Origin of the sequence: Chelatococcus sp. CO-6, from assembly GCF_001271345.1 — a bacterium.
In the GTDB taxonomy this organism is placed as follows: Bacteria; Pseudomonadota; Alphaproteobacteria; order Rhizobiales; family Beijerinckiaceae; genus Chelatococcus_A; species Chelatococcus_A caeni.
This window is the reverse complement of record NZ_CP012399.1, coordinates 546,614-562,680: the sequence shown is the minus strand read 5'-3', so window position 1 is coordinate 562,680 and position 16,067 is coordinate 546,614. Positions and strand designations below refer to the sequence as shown.

Sequence of the window (16,067 nt, the reverse complement as noted above, 5' to 3'; positions counted from 1 at the left end):
CATGACCGGCGCGCAAGAGGAACAAAAGCTCAGAAGGTGAAGACGCCGCGCGCGCCGAGATCGTCGTCGAGATGCACGATCTCGGCGACGGCACCGCGGCGCAGCCGTCCGCGCCGCGTGTCGCCGATGAGCTCGGCCGGATAGAGGCAGGCCATGCGCAGCGCCTCCTCCGTGCCGAGGCCGAGGTCCCGCGCCGCATAGCGCACCGCGCTCGCCATGTCGATGTCGGCTCCGGCCAGGGTGCCGTCCGCGAGCGTGAGCCGGCCGCCGCGGCGATAGACCGTGCGCCCGCCCAGTGTGAAGCTGTCGCCGCTCCAGCCGACCGAGGCCATCGCATCGGTGACGAGATAGAGCCGTCCCGGCCCGCGCTTGGCCGCCAGCGCCACGCGCAGGCTCTCCGGATGCACATGGTGGCCGTCGGCGATGATCCCACAGAACACGGCGCCGGCGGCCAGGGCGGCGCCGACCATGCCCGGGTCGCGGTTGCCCAGCTGGCTCATGGCATTGAAGAGATGGGTGACCGCGCGCGCGCCGGCATCGATGGCCGCCCGCGCCGCGTCATAGCCGGCATCGGTGTGGCCGAGGCTCACGATGACGCCGGCATCGGCCAGGCGACGGATGAGCCGCGGCGGCGCCTGTTCGACCGCCACGGTCACCATGAGCACCCCGACGCGCTCCCTTGCCTCGATCAGGCGGGCAACGTCAGCCTCCGCCAACGGGCGCATCAGCTCGGCAAGATGCGCCCCCTTGCGGGCGGGCGCCAGATGCGGCCCTTCGAGATGAAGGCCGAGAACGCCGGGGATCCGCCCTGCCGCCTCCGCCGCCGCGGCGATGGCCGCCGCCGTCACGGCGGGCGTGTCCGTGATCAGCGTCGGCAGCAGCCCCGTCGTGCCGAAGGGCCGGTGCGCAGCCGCGATCTGCTCGATCGCCTGCCCGCTCGGCCCGTCGTTGAGCATGACGCCGCCGCCGCCGTTGACCTGAAGGTCGACGAAACCCGGCGCCAGCAGCCCGCCGTCGAGCACGCGGCGCTCGGCATGCGCGGGCACGTCTTGCGCCCGCACCACGTCGAGGACGGTGCCGCCGGAGACGAGGACCGCCGCCTCCTCCCGGATCCGATCCCCGTCGAAGACGCGGGCGCCGACCATGGCGGTGAGAGACATCAGACGGTTTCCGTAACCTTGAGGAGATGGGGCGGGCGATCGGGATCGAAGCCGCGCAGACGGCTGACCTTCTCCATCAGTCCATAGAAGGACACCGCCATCGACAGAGGATCGAGATGGGCGTGACCGGTCGCGGCCACCGGCAGCCGCTTGCCGGGCGCATCGGCTGTCGCCGCCGGAAAGACGTGGCCGCCGGCCGCCTGCAGGCGCTGCAAGGCGGCGCGCCCGGCCGCGGCCGCCCTGTCTTCCGGCAGGAAGGCGAGGATCGGGAAATCCGCGCGCACGAGGCGCAAGGGGCCGTGCATGATCTCGGCGGTCGAGAAGGCCTCGGCATGAATGGCAGCGGTTTCCTTGCTCTTCAGCGCCGCCTCCTGCGCGATGGCCAGGGCTGGCCCGCGGCCGACCATGTAGCATGAAGAGGCCGTCGACAATGGCTCCTCGAGCGCGGACCAGTCGGCCGCCAGCGCCTCGGCAAGGCTCTGGGGCAGACCCCGGATCGCTGCGAGCAGGCGCTCGTCGCCGGCCCAGGCCGCGACGATGGTGGCAGCCGCGGCGGCGGCGGAGATGAAGGATTTCGTCGCCGCCACGCTGCGCTCGACGCCGGCCTGGAGCGGGATGACGACATCGGCCGCCTGCGCCACCGGGCTGTCGTCGACATTGACGAGGGCGACCGTCAGCGCCCGGGCCGCCCGGGCGGCGGCCTGCAGCGCAACGATGTCCGGGCTCCGACCCGATTGCGAGATGGTGAACAGCACGGCGCCGCGCAGGCGCAAGGGTGCGTCGTAGACCGAGGCCAGCGAAGGCCCGAGCGAGGCGACAGGCGTGCCGGTCGCAATCTCGAGGAGGTACTTCAGATAGCCTGCCGCATGGTCCGACGTGCCGCGCGCGCAGGTGGCGACGACCGGCGGCGCCATGCCGGACAGGCGGCGCCCCAGCGCCGCCAGGTCGTCGAGGCTGGCGTCGAGAAGCCGGGCGACGGCCTGCGGCGCCTCCCGCGTCTCCCGCTCCATCTCGGTCATGGGATTCAAGACATCCTCCGGATCGCCGTCAGCTCTCGTCCTTCGGGGTATCGGCGGGCTGCCGCGACCTTCCCTCGAAGGCCGCCATCGCCGCATGCAGGTCGTCGCCGGATGCGCGCAAGGCCTCCTCGGCCTCGGCCGGCGACAGGCCCTGCACCACGAGGATGGCGAGCTTGACCTGGAATTTCGTCTTTTCGAGAGCCGCCCGGGCCTCGGCGGGACTGCAGCCGGTGACATTCGTCACGATGGTCACGGCGCGGCGATGGAGCTTGGCGTTGGTCGCCTTCATGTCGACCATCTGGCCCTGGTAGACCTTACCGAGCCGGATCATCAGCGCGGTCGATAGGACGTTGAGGGCGATCTTCTGGCTCGTGCCCGCCGCAAGGCGCGTCGAGCCGGCGAGAACCTCGGTGCCGGTATCGAGCAGCACGCCGTAATCGGCGGCGGCCAGCAGCGGGCTGCCCGGGTTGTTGGCAAAGCCGATCGTGAGTGCGCCGCAGTCACGCGCAGCGTCGACCGCGGCGAGGGTGAAGGGCGTCGTGCCGCTCGCGGCCAAAGCCAGCACGACGTCGCGCGGCCCGCACGCGGCCTCGGCGATCGCTACGCGCGCCGCCGCCTCGTCGTCCTCGGCTCCCTCGGTCGCTTCCGAAAGGCTGATCGCGCCGCCCGCCAGCAGGAATACCGCGCGCTCCCTCGGCCACCCGAATGTCGGGTGCAGCTCGACGCCGTCGAGCATCGCGACACGGCCCGAGGTTCCGGCCCCGACATAGATCAACCGGCCGAGCGGATCGCGCAGGCGCGGCAGTGCCAGCGCAATGACCTGCTGGAGCGCCGGCATCGCGGCCGACACGGCGCCGATCGCCCTCTCCTGCCCCTCGACCAACGCGCGCAGCATCTCTTCGTCCGGAAGCTTCTCGAGGTTCCGATACTTGGGGCTCCGGTGCTCGGTATGGCCGATCAGGTCCGCCTTCGTCATGCCTCCGCTCCATGAACCAATATAATACCAAAATAGGCTACGACCAAGACCGGTGCAATGGCATTTCCCAGAGACGCCGCCGAATGCCGGGGGATTGCGCCAAAAGAACCCTACGCCCATGCCACCCTCCCCGCAAAGGCTTGCCCGCGCGGCAAGGCGCTTGAACGGGGGCGGCAATTGGTTGATAACTGGCACTCTCCGGCCCGCTGGCTGGCTCACCCGGGCTGCCCCCTTGGGAAGGGATGCGTCTTGGACCGACTCGAGATCATCGGTGACGTGCGCTTGGAGGGTACCGTCCAGGTCGCCGGTGCGAAGAATGCCGCCCTCCCGCTGCTCGCGGCCGGCCTCCTCAGTGGCCAATCGCTCACCTTGAGCAATGTTCCGGACGTTGCCGACGTCCATACGATGGCGGCCCTGCTGCGCGGGCTCGGCGCCGAGGTCCGCGAGGGCCCGCCCGGGGTGCTTGCGATCTCCTCCGGCTCGCTGACCAACACCGAGGCAACCTACGATATCGTCCGCAAGATGCGGGCGTCCTTCCTCGTGCTCGGGCCGCTCGTGGCCCGGCTCGGCGAAGCCCATATCTCCCTGCCCGGCGGCTGCGCCATCGGCACCCGCCCCGTCGATTTCCACCTCGCCGCCATCGAACGGCTGGGCGCCAGGGTGGACATCTCCGGCGGCGTCATCCACGTCGACGCGAGCCGCGGCCTCACCGGCACGCGCGTCGTGCTGCCGCTGCCGTCCGTCGGCGCCACCCATACCGCCATGATGGCGGCGACGGGCGCCGCCGGCGAGACCCAGATCGTCAATTGCGCCCGCGATCCCGAGGTGGTCGATCTCGCCCACTGCCTCAATGCGATGGGGGCAAAGATCGAGGGAGCCGGCACGCACAGCATCCTCGTCCAGGGCGGCAACAGCTGGCGTGACGCGCGCCACGAGATCATCCCGGACCGGATCGAGGCCGGCACCTATCTGATGGCCGCCGCCATCACCGGGGGCGCATCGAGGTGACGGGCGGACGCCTCGAGCATCTGGCCGCCGTGTGCCAGGTGCTCGACGAAGTGGGCGTGACCATCTTTCCGAGCGACCGCGGCCTCGTCGCCTCGCGCGACGGCCCCCTGCGCAGCGTCGACCTCGCGACCGAGGCCTTCCCCGGCTTTCCGACCGATCTCCAGGCGCAGTACATGGCGCTGATGTGCGTCGCGGACGGCACCGCCATCATCCGCGAGGGCATCTTCGAGAACCGCTTCATGCACGTGCCGGAACTGCTACGCTTCGGCGCCGATATCCGGCACCGGGGCGCCACCGCCATCGTGCGCGGCGTGAAGCGGCTCGAGGGGGCGAGGGTGATGGCCACCGACCTGCGCGCCTCGGCCTGCCTCGTCCTCGCCGGGCTCGCCGCGAAGGGACGCACCACCATCAGCCGGGTCTACCACCTCGACCGCGGCTATGAGGACATGGAGCGCAAGCTCAAGCGCTGCGGCGCCCAGATCGAGCGTGTGTCGGAGCCATGAGCGCGCCTGCGCAGGAGCCGGACGGGCGCACGCTCTATCTCGGCGTGGACGGCGGCGGCACGGGCTGCCGCGCCCGCATCGAGACGGCGGACGGCCGGGTGCTCGGCCGTGGCGTGGCAGGTCCCGCAGCCACCCGCTTCGGGATCGACAAATGCTGGCAGGCGATCGAGACCGCCTGGCGCGGCGCCATGGCCGAGGCCGGGCTGTCGGAGGCGGATCTCGGCCGTGTCCGTGCCGGCATCGGCGTCGCCGGCATTGCCCGCGAGGGCGCACGGGCGGCGCTCGAGGCCATCCCCCATCCCTTCGCCTCGATCAGCTTCGCCAGTGACGCGATCATCGCCTGCCTCGGGGCGCATAATGGCGCGGACGGCGGCATCGTGATCGTCGGCACCGGCAGTTGCGGCATCGCGCGCATCGCCGGCACCGATATCAAGGTCGGCGGCTACGGCTTTCCCATCTCCGACGAGGGCAGCGGCGCCTATCTCGGGCTGCGGGCGGTCCGCATGGCGATGCTCGCCTATGACGGGCGCCTCGATGCGACGGCGCTGCTCGAGGAGGTGCTGAAGCGCTTCGATCACCAGCCGCAGAACGCGGTGGCCTGGATGGACCGGGCCACGGCTACGGATTATGCGACCTTCGCGCCGATGGTGGTCCGCCACGCCGATCAGGGCGATCCGGCCGCGCGGCGGCTGATGCAGGAAGCCGCAGGCAAGATCGAGGGGATCTGCCGTGCACTGCTCGACAAGGGGGCGCCCCGGCTCGCCCTCGTCGGCGGCCTCGGCAGCGTGATGGAAGGCTGGCTGCCGCCCGACCTGCGGCGGCGGCTCGGCGCCCAGGCCGGCGATGCCATGGACGGCGCGGTGATCCTCGCCGGCCGCGCGCCGGTGGACAGGCCCGCCTGACGGCGCAGGCGGAGCGCCGCCTCTCGGAACGCGGGGCTTCGACGGGCCACCGGCACAAAGCGAACAGGGCAGTCATGAAGCAGAACGTCAACGCCGGTGTCCTCTACTTCCGCGACTGGCTGAGGCAGCACGAGGACGACCCGACGCCCCTCTACATCCAGCTGGCGAACGGACTGCGCAGCCTCATCCAGGACGGCAAGCTGAAGGTCGGAGAGGCCCTGCCCTCCGAGCGCTCGATCGCGGAGATGACGTCGCTGTCGCGCGTGACCATACGCAAGGCCATCGAGCTCCTCGTGCTCGAGGGGCTGCTCAGGCAGCGGCGCGGCTCGGGCACCTATGTCACGGGCGCCGTCGAGCGCATCGAGCAGCCGCTGGCGCGCCTGACGAGCTTCAGCGAGGACATGATCTCCTACGGGCGCAGGCCGTCGGTGCGCTGGATCGCCAGAGAATATGCCAGGCCCTCGGCGCGTGAGGCGATGGCGCTCGGGCTGTCCCCGGGCGAGGACGTGGTGCGCCTGCACCGCATACGGCTCGCCGACGATCTGCCGCTGGCGGTCGAGCTCGCCGTGGTGCCGGCCAAATACATCCCCTCGCTCGACCAGCTCGGCGATTCCCTCTACGAGGCGCTCGCACGGGCGAACGCCCACCCCGACAAGGCGCTGCAGCGCATGCACGCCTGCGCGCTGCCGCCCTTCGAGGCGCAGCTGCTGGAGGCGGATGCCGGCGAGCCCGCCCTGCATATCGAGCGCATCTCGCGCACGAAGGCCGGGACGGCCGTGGAGTTCACCCGGTCCTACTACAAGGGGGACCGCTTCGACTTCGTCGTCGAGCTCACCTTACCGCGGCAAGAGGCGCCGCCGGAGAAGACGTGAGCCTTCCCCCCTCCCCTTCCATGGCGAAGTGGCAGGCCGCCAGGCGCGCAACGGCGCCGCTCTGACCGACCTGCGACAGCGGCGGCGAGCTCGCGCGGCAGATGTCGGCCGCGGCGAAGCAGCGGGGATGGAACCGGCAGCCGGACGGGGGCCGGGACGGATCGGGCACCTCCCCCGGCAGGACCCTGCGCGCGCGCTTTGCGATGCCGCGACCGGCCGCCGCCGGCGGCGCCGGAATAGCCGATATCAGCGCCTGCGTATAGGGATGCCGCGGGTCGGCGAAGAGCGTGGCGGCGGGCGCGACCTCGACGAAACGGCCGAGATACATCACCGCGACGCGGTCGCTCAGGTGCCGGACCACGGACAGGTCGTGGCTGATGAAGATCATCGACAGCCCGAAGGCGGCGCGCAGCTCGGACAGGAGGTTGATGATCTGGGACTGGATCGACACGTCGAGGGCCGAGACCGCCTCGTCGGCGACGATGATGCGGGGCGACAGGGCCAGCGCCCGGGCAATGGCGATGCGCTGACGCTGGCCGCCCGAGAACTGATGCGGCAGCCGCTCGGCCGCGCTCTGCGGCAGCCCGACAAGGTCGAGCAGCTCCTTGACGCGCGCGCGGGCATTCGGCCGGCCGTGGACGATGAGCGGCTCGGCGATGATCGTGCCCACCGTATGGCGCGGGTTGAGCGAGCCGAAGGGATCCTGGAACACCATCTGCAGGTCGGCCCGAGCCCGCTTCAGCCCGGCGCGGCTGCATTGCGCGAGGTCCAGGTCGCCGAGGCGGATCTCGCCGGAATCCGGCGGGTTGAGATAGAGGAGCGCCCGGGCGAGCGTGCTCTTGCCGCAGCCGGATTCGCCGACGATGCCTAGGATCTCGCCGGCGCCGAGATCGAAGCTGACATCGTCCACGGCCCGTACCGTCCGCCCGTCGGCCGTGGCGAAATGCTTGACCAGGTGTCTGACGCTCAGGACAGCGTTCATGACGCCGGATTCCAGCAAGAGGCGACATGGTCGCCGCGCCGCACGAGCGGCGGCGCCTCGTCGCGGCAGCGCGCGGTCACGGCGCTGCACCGGTCGAAGAAGCTGCAGCCGCGCGCCCGCGCGCCCGGTGGCGGGACCATGCCGGGGATCGCCGGCAGCGTCCGGCCCGGCTCGTTCGAGGCGGGGATCGTGTCGATCAAGGCCCGCGTATAGCGGTGCATCGGCGCGCCGAAGAGGGCCTCGGCCGGGCCGGTCTCGACGATGCGGCCGGCATACATCACCGCGATGCGGCCGCACATCTCCGCCACCACGCCGAGGTCGTGCGTCACCAGGATGCAGCCCATGCCCAGCTCCGCCTGCATGCGCGCGATGAGCTCGAGGATCTGGGCCTGCACCGTCACATCGAGCGCCGTCGTCGGCTCGTCGGCGATGAGGAGATCGGGGCCGCAGGCGAGCGCCATGGCGATCATGACCCGCTGGCGCTGGCCGCCGGACAGCTGGAAGGGATAGCGGTGCATCTGCGCGCCGGCGGACAGGCCAACCATGGCGAGCAGCTCCGCCACGCGCGCCTCGGCGGCGCGGCCCCGCTGTCCCCTGTGGATCGCCAGCACCTCGGCGATCTGGCTGCCGACGGTCATGACCGGGTTGAGCGAGGTCATCGGCTCCTGGAAAATCATCGCGATCCGGCTGCCGCGCAGGGCCGTCATCCGCCGCTCGTCCCAGCCGGCGAGATCGTCGCCCTTGAACAGGATGCGCCCGCCCCCGATGCGCACGGACTGTTCCGGCAGCAGGCCGAGGATGGACAGCGCCGTCAGGGTCTTGCCGCAGCCCGATTCCCCGACGAGGCCGACCATCTCGCCGCGCGATACGGTGAGGCACACGTCCTCGACGATCGGCCCGACCGCCGTTTCGATGCGCAGATGCTGAATGTCGAGCAGCGGAGCCTCACCTGCCGTCATCCGCCCAACAGCCTCTCCACCAGCGGGCTGCGGCCGGCAGCCGCCACCCCTTGCCAGCCGCCGGCACCTGCGCAGACCACGCCTGAACCGCACTTGAAATTGGTATTCATGTGGACTACGGTACCGCCTTGGAGGAACATGGGCAAGGCAAAAACAATGCACTCCAGGTCCCGGTCTCCTCCCGCTTCCGAGGAGGAGTAGCATGAACCGGTCTTGCATCGCCACGCTGTGCCTCGCCCTCACGGGGCCCGTGCTCTTCGGCCTCCCCCAGGCTGCGTCCGCCGCCCCGATCGCCGTGGCCGTCGATTCCTCCCCGTCGGGCCTCGACCCGCACATCGTGACGGCCTTCTCCTCCTTCCAGATCATCGAGGGGACGATCTACGAGGGCCTGACCGCGCTCGACAAATCCCTGTCGATCGTCCCCGGGCTGGCCGAATCCTGGACGATCTCCGAAGACGGCAAGACCTATGCCTTCAAGCTCCGCTCGGGCGTCAAGTTCCACAGCGGCGCGGCGATGACCTCGGCCGACGTCGCGGCCAGCCTGCAGCGGGTCATGAAGAAGGAGACGGGCTCGCCGCTCGCGAGCCGGCTGGCGACGGTGGAAGGCATCGACACGCCGGACGCTGAGACCGTCGTGATCCGGCTGTCGGCGCCGACCGCCCCCCTGCTCTCCTCCCTGTCGAGCATCGCCATCGTCCCGGCCAAATACCTCGACGACGTCGACACCCTGCAGCGCAAGCCGGACGGCACGGGCGCCTTCAAGTTCGCCGAGTGGCAACCGAACGTCGCCATCCGCCTCGTCGCCAATCCGGACTATTGGCAGGCGGGCCTGCCCAAGCTCGAGGGTGTCAATTTCGACATCGTGCCCGAGGCGGCGACCCGCCAGGTCGGCCTTGCGAGCAACCAGTACCAGATGCTGCCTAATATCAACGCCGTGACGGCCCTGCAGCTCAAGGGCCAGCCGGGGGTCGAGCTCGTCGACACGCTGGAGCTCTCCTATACGCTCGTCGGCATGAACGTCACCCATCCCCTGCTCGGCAATGCGAAGGTGCGCGAGGCCATCAATTACGCCATCAACCGCGACGATATCGTCAACGGAGCCCTGCTCGGCGCGGGCGTGCCCGGCGGCCCGCTGTCGCCGGCGCTCAAGCAATGGGCGGCGTCGGTCGACCGCTTCGCCTGCTTCAAGCACGATCCCGCCAAGGCCAAGGCCCTGCTGCAGGAGGCAGGCGTCGCCGGGCCGGTGTCGCTCAAGCTGCTCGTGCTCCCGCGCGACGACACGCGCGCCATGGCGCAGATCATCCAGCAGCAGCTCGCCGCCGTCGGCATCGACGTGACGCTCACCATCCCCGAGATCGGCCAGTTCGTGCAGGACTGGCGCAACTCGAACTTCGATCTCTTCATTTCCGCCAATGCCGGAACGATCGAGCCTGACGATTACTTCTACCGGTCGTTCCGCACCGGCGGCTCGACCAACGTCTTCAAGTACAGCAACCCGGAGCTCGACGCGCAACTCGACCGCGGCCGCGCCGAAGTCGCGCCAGCCGCACGGCAGGCGATCTACAACGAGGTCCAGTCCGTTCTCGCCTGCTCCGGCCCGGCGGCCTTCCTCACCTATGCGCAGCTCTACACGGGTATGCGCTCGAGCGTCGAGGGCTTCGACATCCTGCCGAACCGCTCGCTGGGCTCCCTGAAGAACGTCACCTTGAAGTAAGGCCGCGCGCCGCCGTTCGTCCGGGGGGCCGACGGCGGCGTGGGAGCATCGCGGAAGCGTTCCATGATCAAGATGTTGCGCAGGCGTCTGGTCGATCTCGCCGTCGTGCTGTTCGGCGTCTCGATCCTCACCTTCGCCTTCATACGCCTCATCCCGGGCGATGCCGTCGCCATCATGCTCGGCGCCAATGCCGAGGTGACGCCGGAGCGGATCGAGGCCGTCCGCGAGCGCCTCGGTCTGCATCTGCCGTTCTACCAGCAATATTTCGTGTGGCTGCGGGACGTCTTCACGGGTGATTTCGGCGTCTCGATCTGGACCGGCCGGCCGGTCATCGAGGAAATCGCCGGCCATGTCTGGCCGACCCTGCAGCTGACGGTGCTCGCCCTCGCGCTGGCGGTCGTGCTCGCCATCCCGCTCGGCATCCTGATGGCGCAGTTGCGCGGCCGCCGCGCCGAGGCGTTCGTCCAGGCCGCGTCCGTGATCGGGCTGACCGTGCCGCCGTTCTGGCTCGGCATCCTGATGATCCTCACCCTGTCCATGGTGGCGCCGCACCTTCAGCTGCTCGGCTACGTGCCGTTCAGCAAGGATCCGCTCGGCAACATCGCCCGGCTCCTCCTGCCGGCGATCGCGGTCAGCCTGCCGATCCTCGCCAATCTTGCCCGCCTCCTGCGCTCGACGCTGCTCGAGGCGATGCAGCAGGATTATATCCGCACGGCGCGAGCCAAGGGCGTCTCGCGACGCGGCCTGCTCTATCGCCATGCCCTGCGCAATGCGCTGATCCCCTTCGTCACCAGCGTCGGCATCATGGCCGGCTACCTCCTCGGCGGCGCCATCGTCATCGAGCAGGTCTTCGCCATTCCCGGCCTCGGCCGGCTCATCCTCGGCGCCATCGCCGAGCGCAACTATCCGCTGCTGCAGGCGACCATCCTCCTGGTCACGCTGAGCTTTGTCCTCGTCAACCTCATCGTCGACCTGCTCTATGCGGTGATCGACCCGCGGGCGGCGAGGTAGCATGGCAGAGCACACCGACAACAGCCCGCTTCCGGCGACCGGCCCCGGCGCCCTGATGCGCTATTTCCTCGGCAAGTCCGCCCTCTTCAACGTCGCCGCCGCGCTCATCGCGCTGCAGGCTGTCGTCGCCCTCTGCGCGCCGCTGCTGGCGCCCTACGATCCGCTGTACCAGGACATCCTGCAGCGCATGAAGGGCCCGAGCGCGGCCCATTGGCTGGGCACGGACCAGTTCGGGCGCGACGTCCTTGCGCGCATCATCTACGGCCTGCGCGCCTCGCTCGGCATTTCCGCCTCCGCGGTCGTCCTCGCGCTGCTCGTCGGCGGCACGCTCGGCCTCGCGGCGGCCTATTACCGCGGCCTCGCCGACCGCATCATCATGCGCGTCATGGACGTCTTCTTCGCCTTCCCGGTCATGCTGCTCGCCATCGGCGTGATCGCGACGCTCGGCCCGGGCGCTCTCTCGACCGCCATCGCCATCGCCATCGTCTATTCGCCGATCTTCGCGCGGCTGCTGCGCGGGCCGGCGCTGGTCATCGTCGAAAGCGACTATGTGACGGCCGCGCGCTCGATCGGCGCCTCCGATGCGCGCATCATCTTCCTCCACATGCTGCCCAACCTCGCCAGCGTCGTCGTGGTGCAGTTCAGCCTGCTGCTGTCCTCGGCCATTCTCGTCGAGGCCTCGCTGTCGTTCCTTGGCCTCGGCACGCAGCCGCCCGTGCCCTCGCTCGGCATGATGCTGTCCGAGGGCCGCGCCTTCCTCTTCCTGTCGCCCTGGGCGGCGGTATTCTCCGGCCTTGCGATCCTCATCGTGGCCTTCGGGCTGAACCTCTTCGGCGACGCGCTGCGTGACGACCTCGATCCGCGCCTGCGCCAGGCCCCGTCCTGACCTCGGAGAGATAGGCGACGCAGCCCTGCCTCACGTCCTGGAGGCCGGTCGCGGCGATCGGCGCCTCAGCCGAGCGTATGGCTCGCGAGCGCCATGCGGCGCGGGCCGTCGGCGCTCGCCGGCCTGAAGGGCGCGCGGCCAAGCCCCATCGACGTCACCGTGTCATAGACCTGCATGCCGGCGGCGGCGAGAAAGCCGGTAAAGGCCGCGTTGGCGGCCGGCGTGTCGGCGCGCAGGAAATTTCCGGCATGGGCCTCGACATGCGGCATCGCAACGGCGATCGCGTCCTCTTCTGAGGCAGCGATCACCGGACCGATGACATGGCCGCGCCCGAACTGGCGGCAGAGCGCGAAGGCGACCACCTCGCCGTTGCGGACGAGCACATGGCCCTTCGATAGCGGCAGCAGCCGGCGGAACATGGCGGACCGGTCACAACCTACCGCCGCCCGGTCGAGGTCGAGCAGGGCATCGTGATCCTCCGGGCGGACGGGCCTGAGGCTGCCCGCGACGACGGGCCGCACATTCGCGGGCACGACGGCCCGGCCCTGGCACTGCAGGACCTTCTGCTCATGGCCATAACCCAGCGAGCGATAGAGCCGCCTCGCCGCACGCGTCGCCGTGAGGCCGAACACCGACCCCTTGTTCAGATCGTGCACGCGCTGCATCAGCCAGCGTCCGGCACCCTGCTCCTGCAGGCGCGGCGAGGTGATCAGCATGCCGACCTTGACGAAGTCCGGCGCATAGCGAAACCACATGACAGAGCCGACCACGCGGCCGATCTCGTCGACGGCCGCGATGCCCCGTCCCAGGTCGAGCAGCATGCGCCAGTCGCTCTCACGATGGGGCCAGCCGACGGCAACGGACAGGGCGTGCAGCTGGTCGATGCCCACCACCGCGATGTCGCGCAGGGTGATCTCGAAGGCATCCAGCTGCAGTTGAACGTCCGTCTCCAAAACCGAAAGCTCCGGCGAGTCACCACCTCGCGGGCGGCACGATCGGGCCACCAGCCCAGAGCTGTTTCTAAACCATTCCGTCGACAGGAAGCACTGTTCTTCCGCGGCATTTCGGCAGGTTCGACCGTCGGCGCGCGCACAAACGAAGGGACGGCCGCTGCGCCCGGCCTATCTTGTTCGCGACCCCGATAGCCCGATGTTGCCGGAGAACGCCTCTTGACCTTCCTCTTCAACTCCACCGAGGAGCGCGCCAGGGTGTTCGCGGCGCGTTTTGCTGAGGAGCTCCCCGACATCCGCTTCGTGCAGAGCGGCGACGCCTTCGATCCCGCCGACGTGCGCTACCTGATCACCTGGACGGCGCCGGACGATCTCGGCCGCTTCTCCAGCCTCGAGATCCTGTTCTCGATCGGCGCCGGCATCGACCAGATGAACACGGATGCCCTGCCCCCGCACGTCCTCGTGGTGCGCATGGTCGAGGAGGGCATCACGCGCATGATGCAGGAATATGTCACGCTCGGCGTGCTCGCCCTGCATCGGCAGTTGCCGCTCTATATCGCCCAGCAGAAGGAGGCGCGCTGGCAGGCGCACGACCTCCTCCCGGCAACGCAACGACGCGTCGGCGTGCTCGGCCTCGGCATGATGGGCTCGGCCGTCATCGAACGACTGAAGCCCTTCGGCTTCCCGATCGCGGGCTGGAGCCGCTCGCCGCGGTCGCTCGACGGCATCCGCTCGTTCCACGGCAGGGAGGGCCTGGCCGCCCTCCTCGCCGAAACCGACATCCTGATCTGCCTGCTGCCCCTCACCCCGGAAACCGTCGGCATCCTCGATGCTGATCTCTTTTCGCGGCTCCCCGCCGGTGCCGGGCTCGTCCATGTCGGGCGCGGCCAGCATCTCGAACAGGCGGCCCTCATCGAGGCGCTCGACAGCGGCCACCTGTCGGGCGCCGTCCTCGACGTCACCGACCCGGAGCCGCTGCCGGCGGACCACCGGCTCTGGAACCACCCCGGGGTGATCCTGACGCCGCACATCGCGAGCAAGGTCGAGGCCGGGCCGGCGGCGAAGGCCGTCATCGACAACATCCGCCGCCACCGGGCCGGCCTGCCACCGATCGGCCTCGTCGACCGGGGCCGCGGCTACTGACTGCCCCCTCCAAAGGAAAGAAAGACCCATGTCCCTTCTCGTTCAGCTCGATCTTGCCCCGACGGGCGAGCCCAGGCACGGCAGGCCGGCGCCCGACCGGCTCGTCGCCGGCGATCCCGCCTTCAAGACCTGGGCACAGGACGCCTCCCGCGACGACACCGTCAGGACCGGCATCTGGGAGGCGACGCCCGGCGAGACCCGCTCCACCAAGGGCGAGACCTTCGAGTTCTGCTACATCCTGTCGGGCGTCGTCGAGCTCACGGAAGAGGGCAAGGCACCGCGCATCTTCCGTGCCGGCGACAGCTTCGTCATGAAGCCCGGCTATGTCGGCGTGTGGAAGACCATCGAGACCGTGCGCAAGATCTACGTCGTCGTCGGCTGAACGCGTGGCGGCAGGTTTCTCCGTCACGGGCGCGGCGGACGGAATGTCCCGTCGGGCCGGTCGGCCCTTCCGATCGCACCTGCGGACCGCGGCATGCGAGGCTCGCGCCCGCATCCGGAGATGAGCCCTTGTCGTTGAGTTTCGATCCTGCCTCGGTCGTCATGCCGCAGGCCCATTTCATCGGCGGCGAGCGCGTGGCCGCGGCCGATGGCATCTCGCTCCATCGCCCCTCAGACGGCGTGGCCTTCGCCAGTTGCCCGGTCGCCGATGCCGATGTCGTCGATCGCGCCGTCGGCACCGCCAAAAGAGCTCTCGAGACCAGCGGCTGGAGCCGGGCACGGCCGCGCGAGCGCGTCGATGCCCTCCACCGCTGGGCCGATCTCATCGCGGCCGAGGCGGTGACGCTGGCGCGGCTGGAGGCGGTGGCGTCGACCCGGCCGGTCGCGGAGCTGATCAGGTTCGACATTCCGATTACGGTCGAGCAGATCCGCTTCTTCGCGGAATTCGCCGACAAGGAAGGGGGCGACCTCGCCCCCACCGCCGCCGACAGCGTCGGCATGATCGCGACGGAGCCCTATGGCGTCATCGGCGCCATCACGCCGTGGAACTTTCCGATCTCCATGGCCGCCTGGAAGCTCGGCCCGGCTCTCGCCGCCGGCAATGCCGTGGTGCTCAAGCCGTCGGAGATGACGCCCTTCGCCACGCTTTTCATGGCGGAGCTGTCTGTGCGGGCGGGATTGCCGGCGGGGCTGATCAACGTCGTGCTCGGCGACGGGCGCACCACCGGCGCGGCGATCACCGGCCATCCCGACATCGCCAAGGTCAGCTTCACCGGCTCGACGGGCGCCGGGGCGGCGATCATGGAGAACGTCGCGCGTACCGGCATCAAGCCGATGACGCTGGAGCTCGGCGGCAAGAGCCCGCAGCTCGTCTTCGCCGACGCGGACCTCGCGCTCGCCGCCGGCGCCATCGCCCGCAGCATCCTCGCCAATGCCGGCCAGGCCTGCGTCGCCGGCTCCCGGCTCGTCGTCGAGGCCAGCGTGACGGACGAGCTCATCGGGCTGATCGCGACGCACATGGCCGCGATCCGGCCGGGCCCGACCTGGGACGAGGCCACCGGCTATGCGCCGATCATCTCCGCGCGCCAGCTCGGCCGCATTAAGAGCATCGTCGAGGCCACGCTCGCACAGGGCGCGCAGTGCCGCCTCGGCGGGAAGCGGCTCGACCGGCCGGGCTATTTCTACGCCCCGACCCTCATCGACGGCGTCGACGCCACCTCCCCCGCCGTCGCGGAGGAAATCTTCGGGCCGGTGCTCACCGTCCAGACCTTCCGCGAGGAAGAGGAGGCGCTCGCGCTCGCCGACCATCCAACTTACGGTCTCTGCGCCGGCCTCTACACGCGGGACCTGTCGCGGGCGCTGCGCCTGAGCGGCCGGCTCCAGGCCGGCACGGTCTGGGTCAACCGCTATGGCCGCTCGCGCGACCACATCCTGCCGACCGGCGGCTACAAGCAATCGGGGCTCGGCAAGGACCTCGGTCGGGAGGCCTATCTCGCGAACCGCAGGTCGAAGAGCGTCCTGATCGCCATCTGAGGAGGAAG

At 69.9% G+C, this 16,067-nt stretch carries 14 protein-coding genes and 1 pseudogene; 9 read left to right on the top strand and 6 right to left on the bottom strand.

The window, feature by feature from the left end; translation table 11 throughout:
* Positions 1–29 precede the first annotated feature (29 nt).
* Genes nagA through AL346_RS23120 form a run of 3 tightly spaced genes read right to left on the bottom strand, consistent with a single transcriptional unit; the run spans position 30 to position 3,155 of the window.
* Positions 30–1,160 (bottom strand): N-acetylglucosamine-6-phosphate deacetylase, encoded by a 1,131-nt coding sequence (gene nagA / locus AL346_RS23130; RefSeq protein ID WP_019402325.1) that lies wholly within the window; start codon positions 1,158–1,160, stop codon positions 30–32.
* Positions 1,160–2,179: an SIS domain-containing protein gene (locus AL346_RS23125; RefSeq protein WP_019402326.1), complete on the bottom strand. Its 1,020-nt coding sequence runs from the start codon at positions 2,177–2,179 to the stop codon at positions 1,160–1,162. Before AL346_RS23125 ends, nagA begins: the two co-directional genes overlap by 1 nt.
* A gap of 28 nt (positions 2,180–2,207) precedes the next feature.
* Positions 2,208–3,155 (bottom strand): N-acetylmuramic acid 6-phosphate etherase, encoded by a 948-nt coding sequence (locus AL346_RS23120; protein ID WP_019402327.1) that lies wholly within the window; start codon positions 3,153–3,155, stop codon positions 2,208–2,210.
* 249 nt (positions 3,156–3,404) lie between these two features.
* Between AL346_RS23120 and murA the strand changes: the two are divergent.
* The 3 genes and pseudogenes from murA to AL346_RS23105 all read left to right on the top strand — a co-directional run bounded on the left by murA (position 3,405) and on the right by AL346_RS23105 (position 6,440).
* Positions 3,405–4,666, top strand: a pseudogene (gene murA / locus AL346_RS23115) (UDP-N-acetylglucosamine 1-carboxyvinyltransferase).
* Positions 4,663–5,568, top strand: coding sequence for a BadF/BadG/BcrA/BcrD ATPase family protein (locus AL346_RS23110; protein WP_019402329.1), 906 nt, complete (start codon positions 4,663–4,665; stop codon positions 5,566–5,568). Before murA ends, AL346_RS23110 begins: the two are co-directional and overlap by 4 nt.
* Positions 5,569–5,642: 74 nt before the next feature.
* Complete coding sequence (locus tag AL346_RS23105; RefSeq protein ID WP_019402330.1) at positions 5,643–6,440, top strand: GntR family transcriptional regulator; 798 nt, start codon at positions 5,643–5,645, stop codon at positions 6,438–6,440.
* Here the strand turns inward: AL346_RS23105 and AL346_RS23100 are convergent.
* The gene (locus AL346_RS23100) at positions 6,400–7,422 is read right to left on the bottom strand and encodes an ABC transporter ATP-binding protein (protein WP_019402331.1); all 1,023 of its coding nucleotides are present in this window, start codon (positions 7,420–7,422) and stop codon (positions 6,400–6,402) included. The two genes, AL346_RS23105 and AL346_RS23100, sit on opposite strands and share 41 nt — an antisense overlap.
* Entirely contained in the window at positions 7,419–8,381 is a 963-nt protein-coding gene (locus AL346_RS23095) for an ABC transporter ATP-binding protein (RefSeq protein ID WP_019402332.1), read from the bottom strand. The genes AL346_RS23100 and AL346_RS23095 overlap by 4 nt, the downstream gene beginning before the upstream one ends.
* A 202-nt stretch (positions 8,382–8,583) precedes the next feature.
* Here AL346_RS23095 and AL346_RS23090 point away from each other — a divergent pair, with 202 nt between their 5' ends.
* The 3 genes from AL346_RS23090 (at position 8,584) to AL346_RS23080 (ending at position 11,992) form a co-directional block, all read left to right on the top strand.
* A complete protein-coding gene (locus AL346_RS23090) occupies positions 8,584–10,095 on the top strand; it encodes an ABC transporter substrate-binding protein (protein ID WP_019402333.1) in 1,512 nt (503 codons plus the stop codon).
* Between the two features lie 63 nt (positions 10,096–10,158).
* Positions 10,159–11,106, top strand: a complete 948-nt coding sequence (locus AL346_RS23085) for an ABC transporter permease (protein ID WP_019402334.1) — start codon at positions 10,159–10,161, stop codon at positions 11,104–11,106.
* A 1-nt stretch (position 11,107) separates the two neighbouring features.
* A complete protein-coding gene (locus tag AL346_RS23080) occupies positions 11,108–11,992 on the top strand; it encodes an ABC transporter permease (protein ID WP_019402335.1) in 885 nt (294 codons plus the stop codon).
* A 65-nt stretch (positions 11,993–12,057) separates the two neighbouring features.
* Here the strand turns inward: AL346_RS23080 and AL346_RS23075 are convergent, their stop codons facing one another.
* Positions 12,058–12,945: a GNAT family N-acetyltransferase gene (locus tag AL346_RS23075; RefSeq protein WP_019402336.1), complete on the bottom strand. Its 888-nt coding sequence runs from the start codon at positions 12,943–12,945 to the stop codon at positions 12,058–12,060.
* Positions 12,946–13,161: 216 nt separating this feature from the next.
* On the opposite strand from AL346_RS23075, the gene AL346_RS23070 reads away from it, so the two are divergent.
* The 3 genes from AL346_RS23070 to AL346_RS23060 all read left to right on the top strand — a co-directional run bounded on the left by AL346_RS23070 (position 13,162) and on the right by AL346_RS23060 (position 16,059).
* Positions 13,162–14,085, top strand: a complete 924-nt coding sequence (locus AL346_RS23070; protein ID WP_019402337.1) for a glyoxylate/hydroxypyruvate reductase A — start codon at positions 13,162–13,164, stop codon at positions 14,083–14,085.
* Positions 14,086–14,113: 28 nt separating this feature from the next.
* On the top strand, positions 14,114–14,467 hold the full coding sequence (locus tag AL346_RS23065) for a cupin domain-containing protein (RefSeq protein WP_019402338.1): 354 nt from the start codon (positions 14,114–14,116) through the stop codon (positions 14,465–14,467).
* Between the two features lie 128 nt (positions 14,468–14,595).
* Positions 14,596–16,059, top strand: a complete 1,464-nt coding sequence (locus tag AL346_RS23060; RefSeq protein WP_026015161.1) for an aldehyde dehydrogenase — start codon at positions 14,596–14,598, stop codon at positions 16,057–16,059.
* Positions 16,060–16,067: the final 8 nt, after the last annotated feature.

Coding starts and splice junctions, on each gene's coding strand:
- nagA (WP_019402325.1), bottom strand. CDS start 1,160: ATGTCTCTCACCGCCATGGTCGGCGCCCGCGTCTTCGACGGGGATCGG.
- AL346_RS23125 (WP_019402326.1), bottom strand. CDS start 2,179: ATGACCGAGATGGAGCGGGAGACGCGGGAGGCGCCGCAGGCCGTCGCC.
- AL346_RS23120 (WP_019402327.1), bottom strand. CDS start 3,155: ATGACGAAGGCGGACCTGATCGGCCATACCGAGCACCGGAGCCCCAAG.
- AL346_RS23110 (WP_019402329.1), top strand. CDS start 4,663: ATGAGCGCGCCTGCGCAGGAGCCGGACGGGCGCACGCTCTATCTCGGC.
- AL346_RS23105 (WP_019402330.1), top strand. CDS start 5,643: ATGAAGCAGAACGTCAACGCCGGTGTCCTCTACTTCCGCGACTGGCTG.
- AL346_RS23100 (WP_019402331.1), bottom strand. CDS start 7,422: ATGAACGCTGTCCTGAGCGTCAGACACCTGGTCAAGCATTTCGCCACG.
- AL346_RS23095 (WP_019402332.1), bottom strand. CDS start 8,381: ATGACGGCAGGTGAGGCTCCGCTGCTCGACATTCAGCATCTGCGCATC.
- AL346_RS23090 (WP_019402333.1), top strand. CDS start 8,584: ATGAACCGGTCTTGCATCGCCACGCTGTGCCTCGCCCTCACGGGGCCC.
- AL346_RS23085 (WP_019402334.1), top strand. CDS start 10,159: ATGATCAAGATGTTGCGCAGGCGTCTGGTCGATCTCGCCGTCGTGCTG.
- AL346_RS23080 (WP_019402335.1), top strand. CDS start 11,108: ATGGCAGAGCACACCGACAACAGCCCGCTTCCGGCGACCGGCCCCGGC.
- AL346_RS23065 (WP_019402338.1), top strand. CDS start 14,114: ATGTCCCTTCTCGTTCAGCTCGATCTTGCCCCGACGGGCGAGCCCAGG.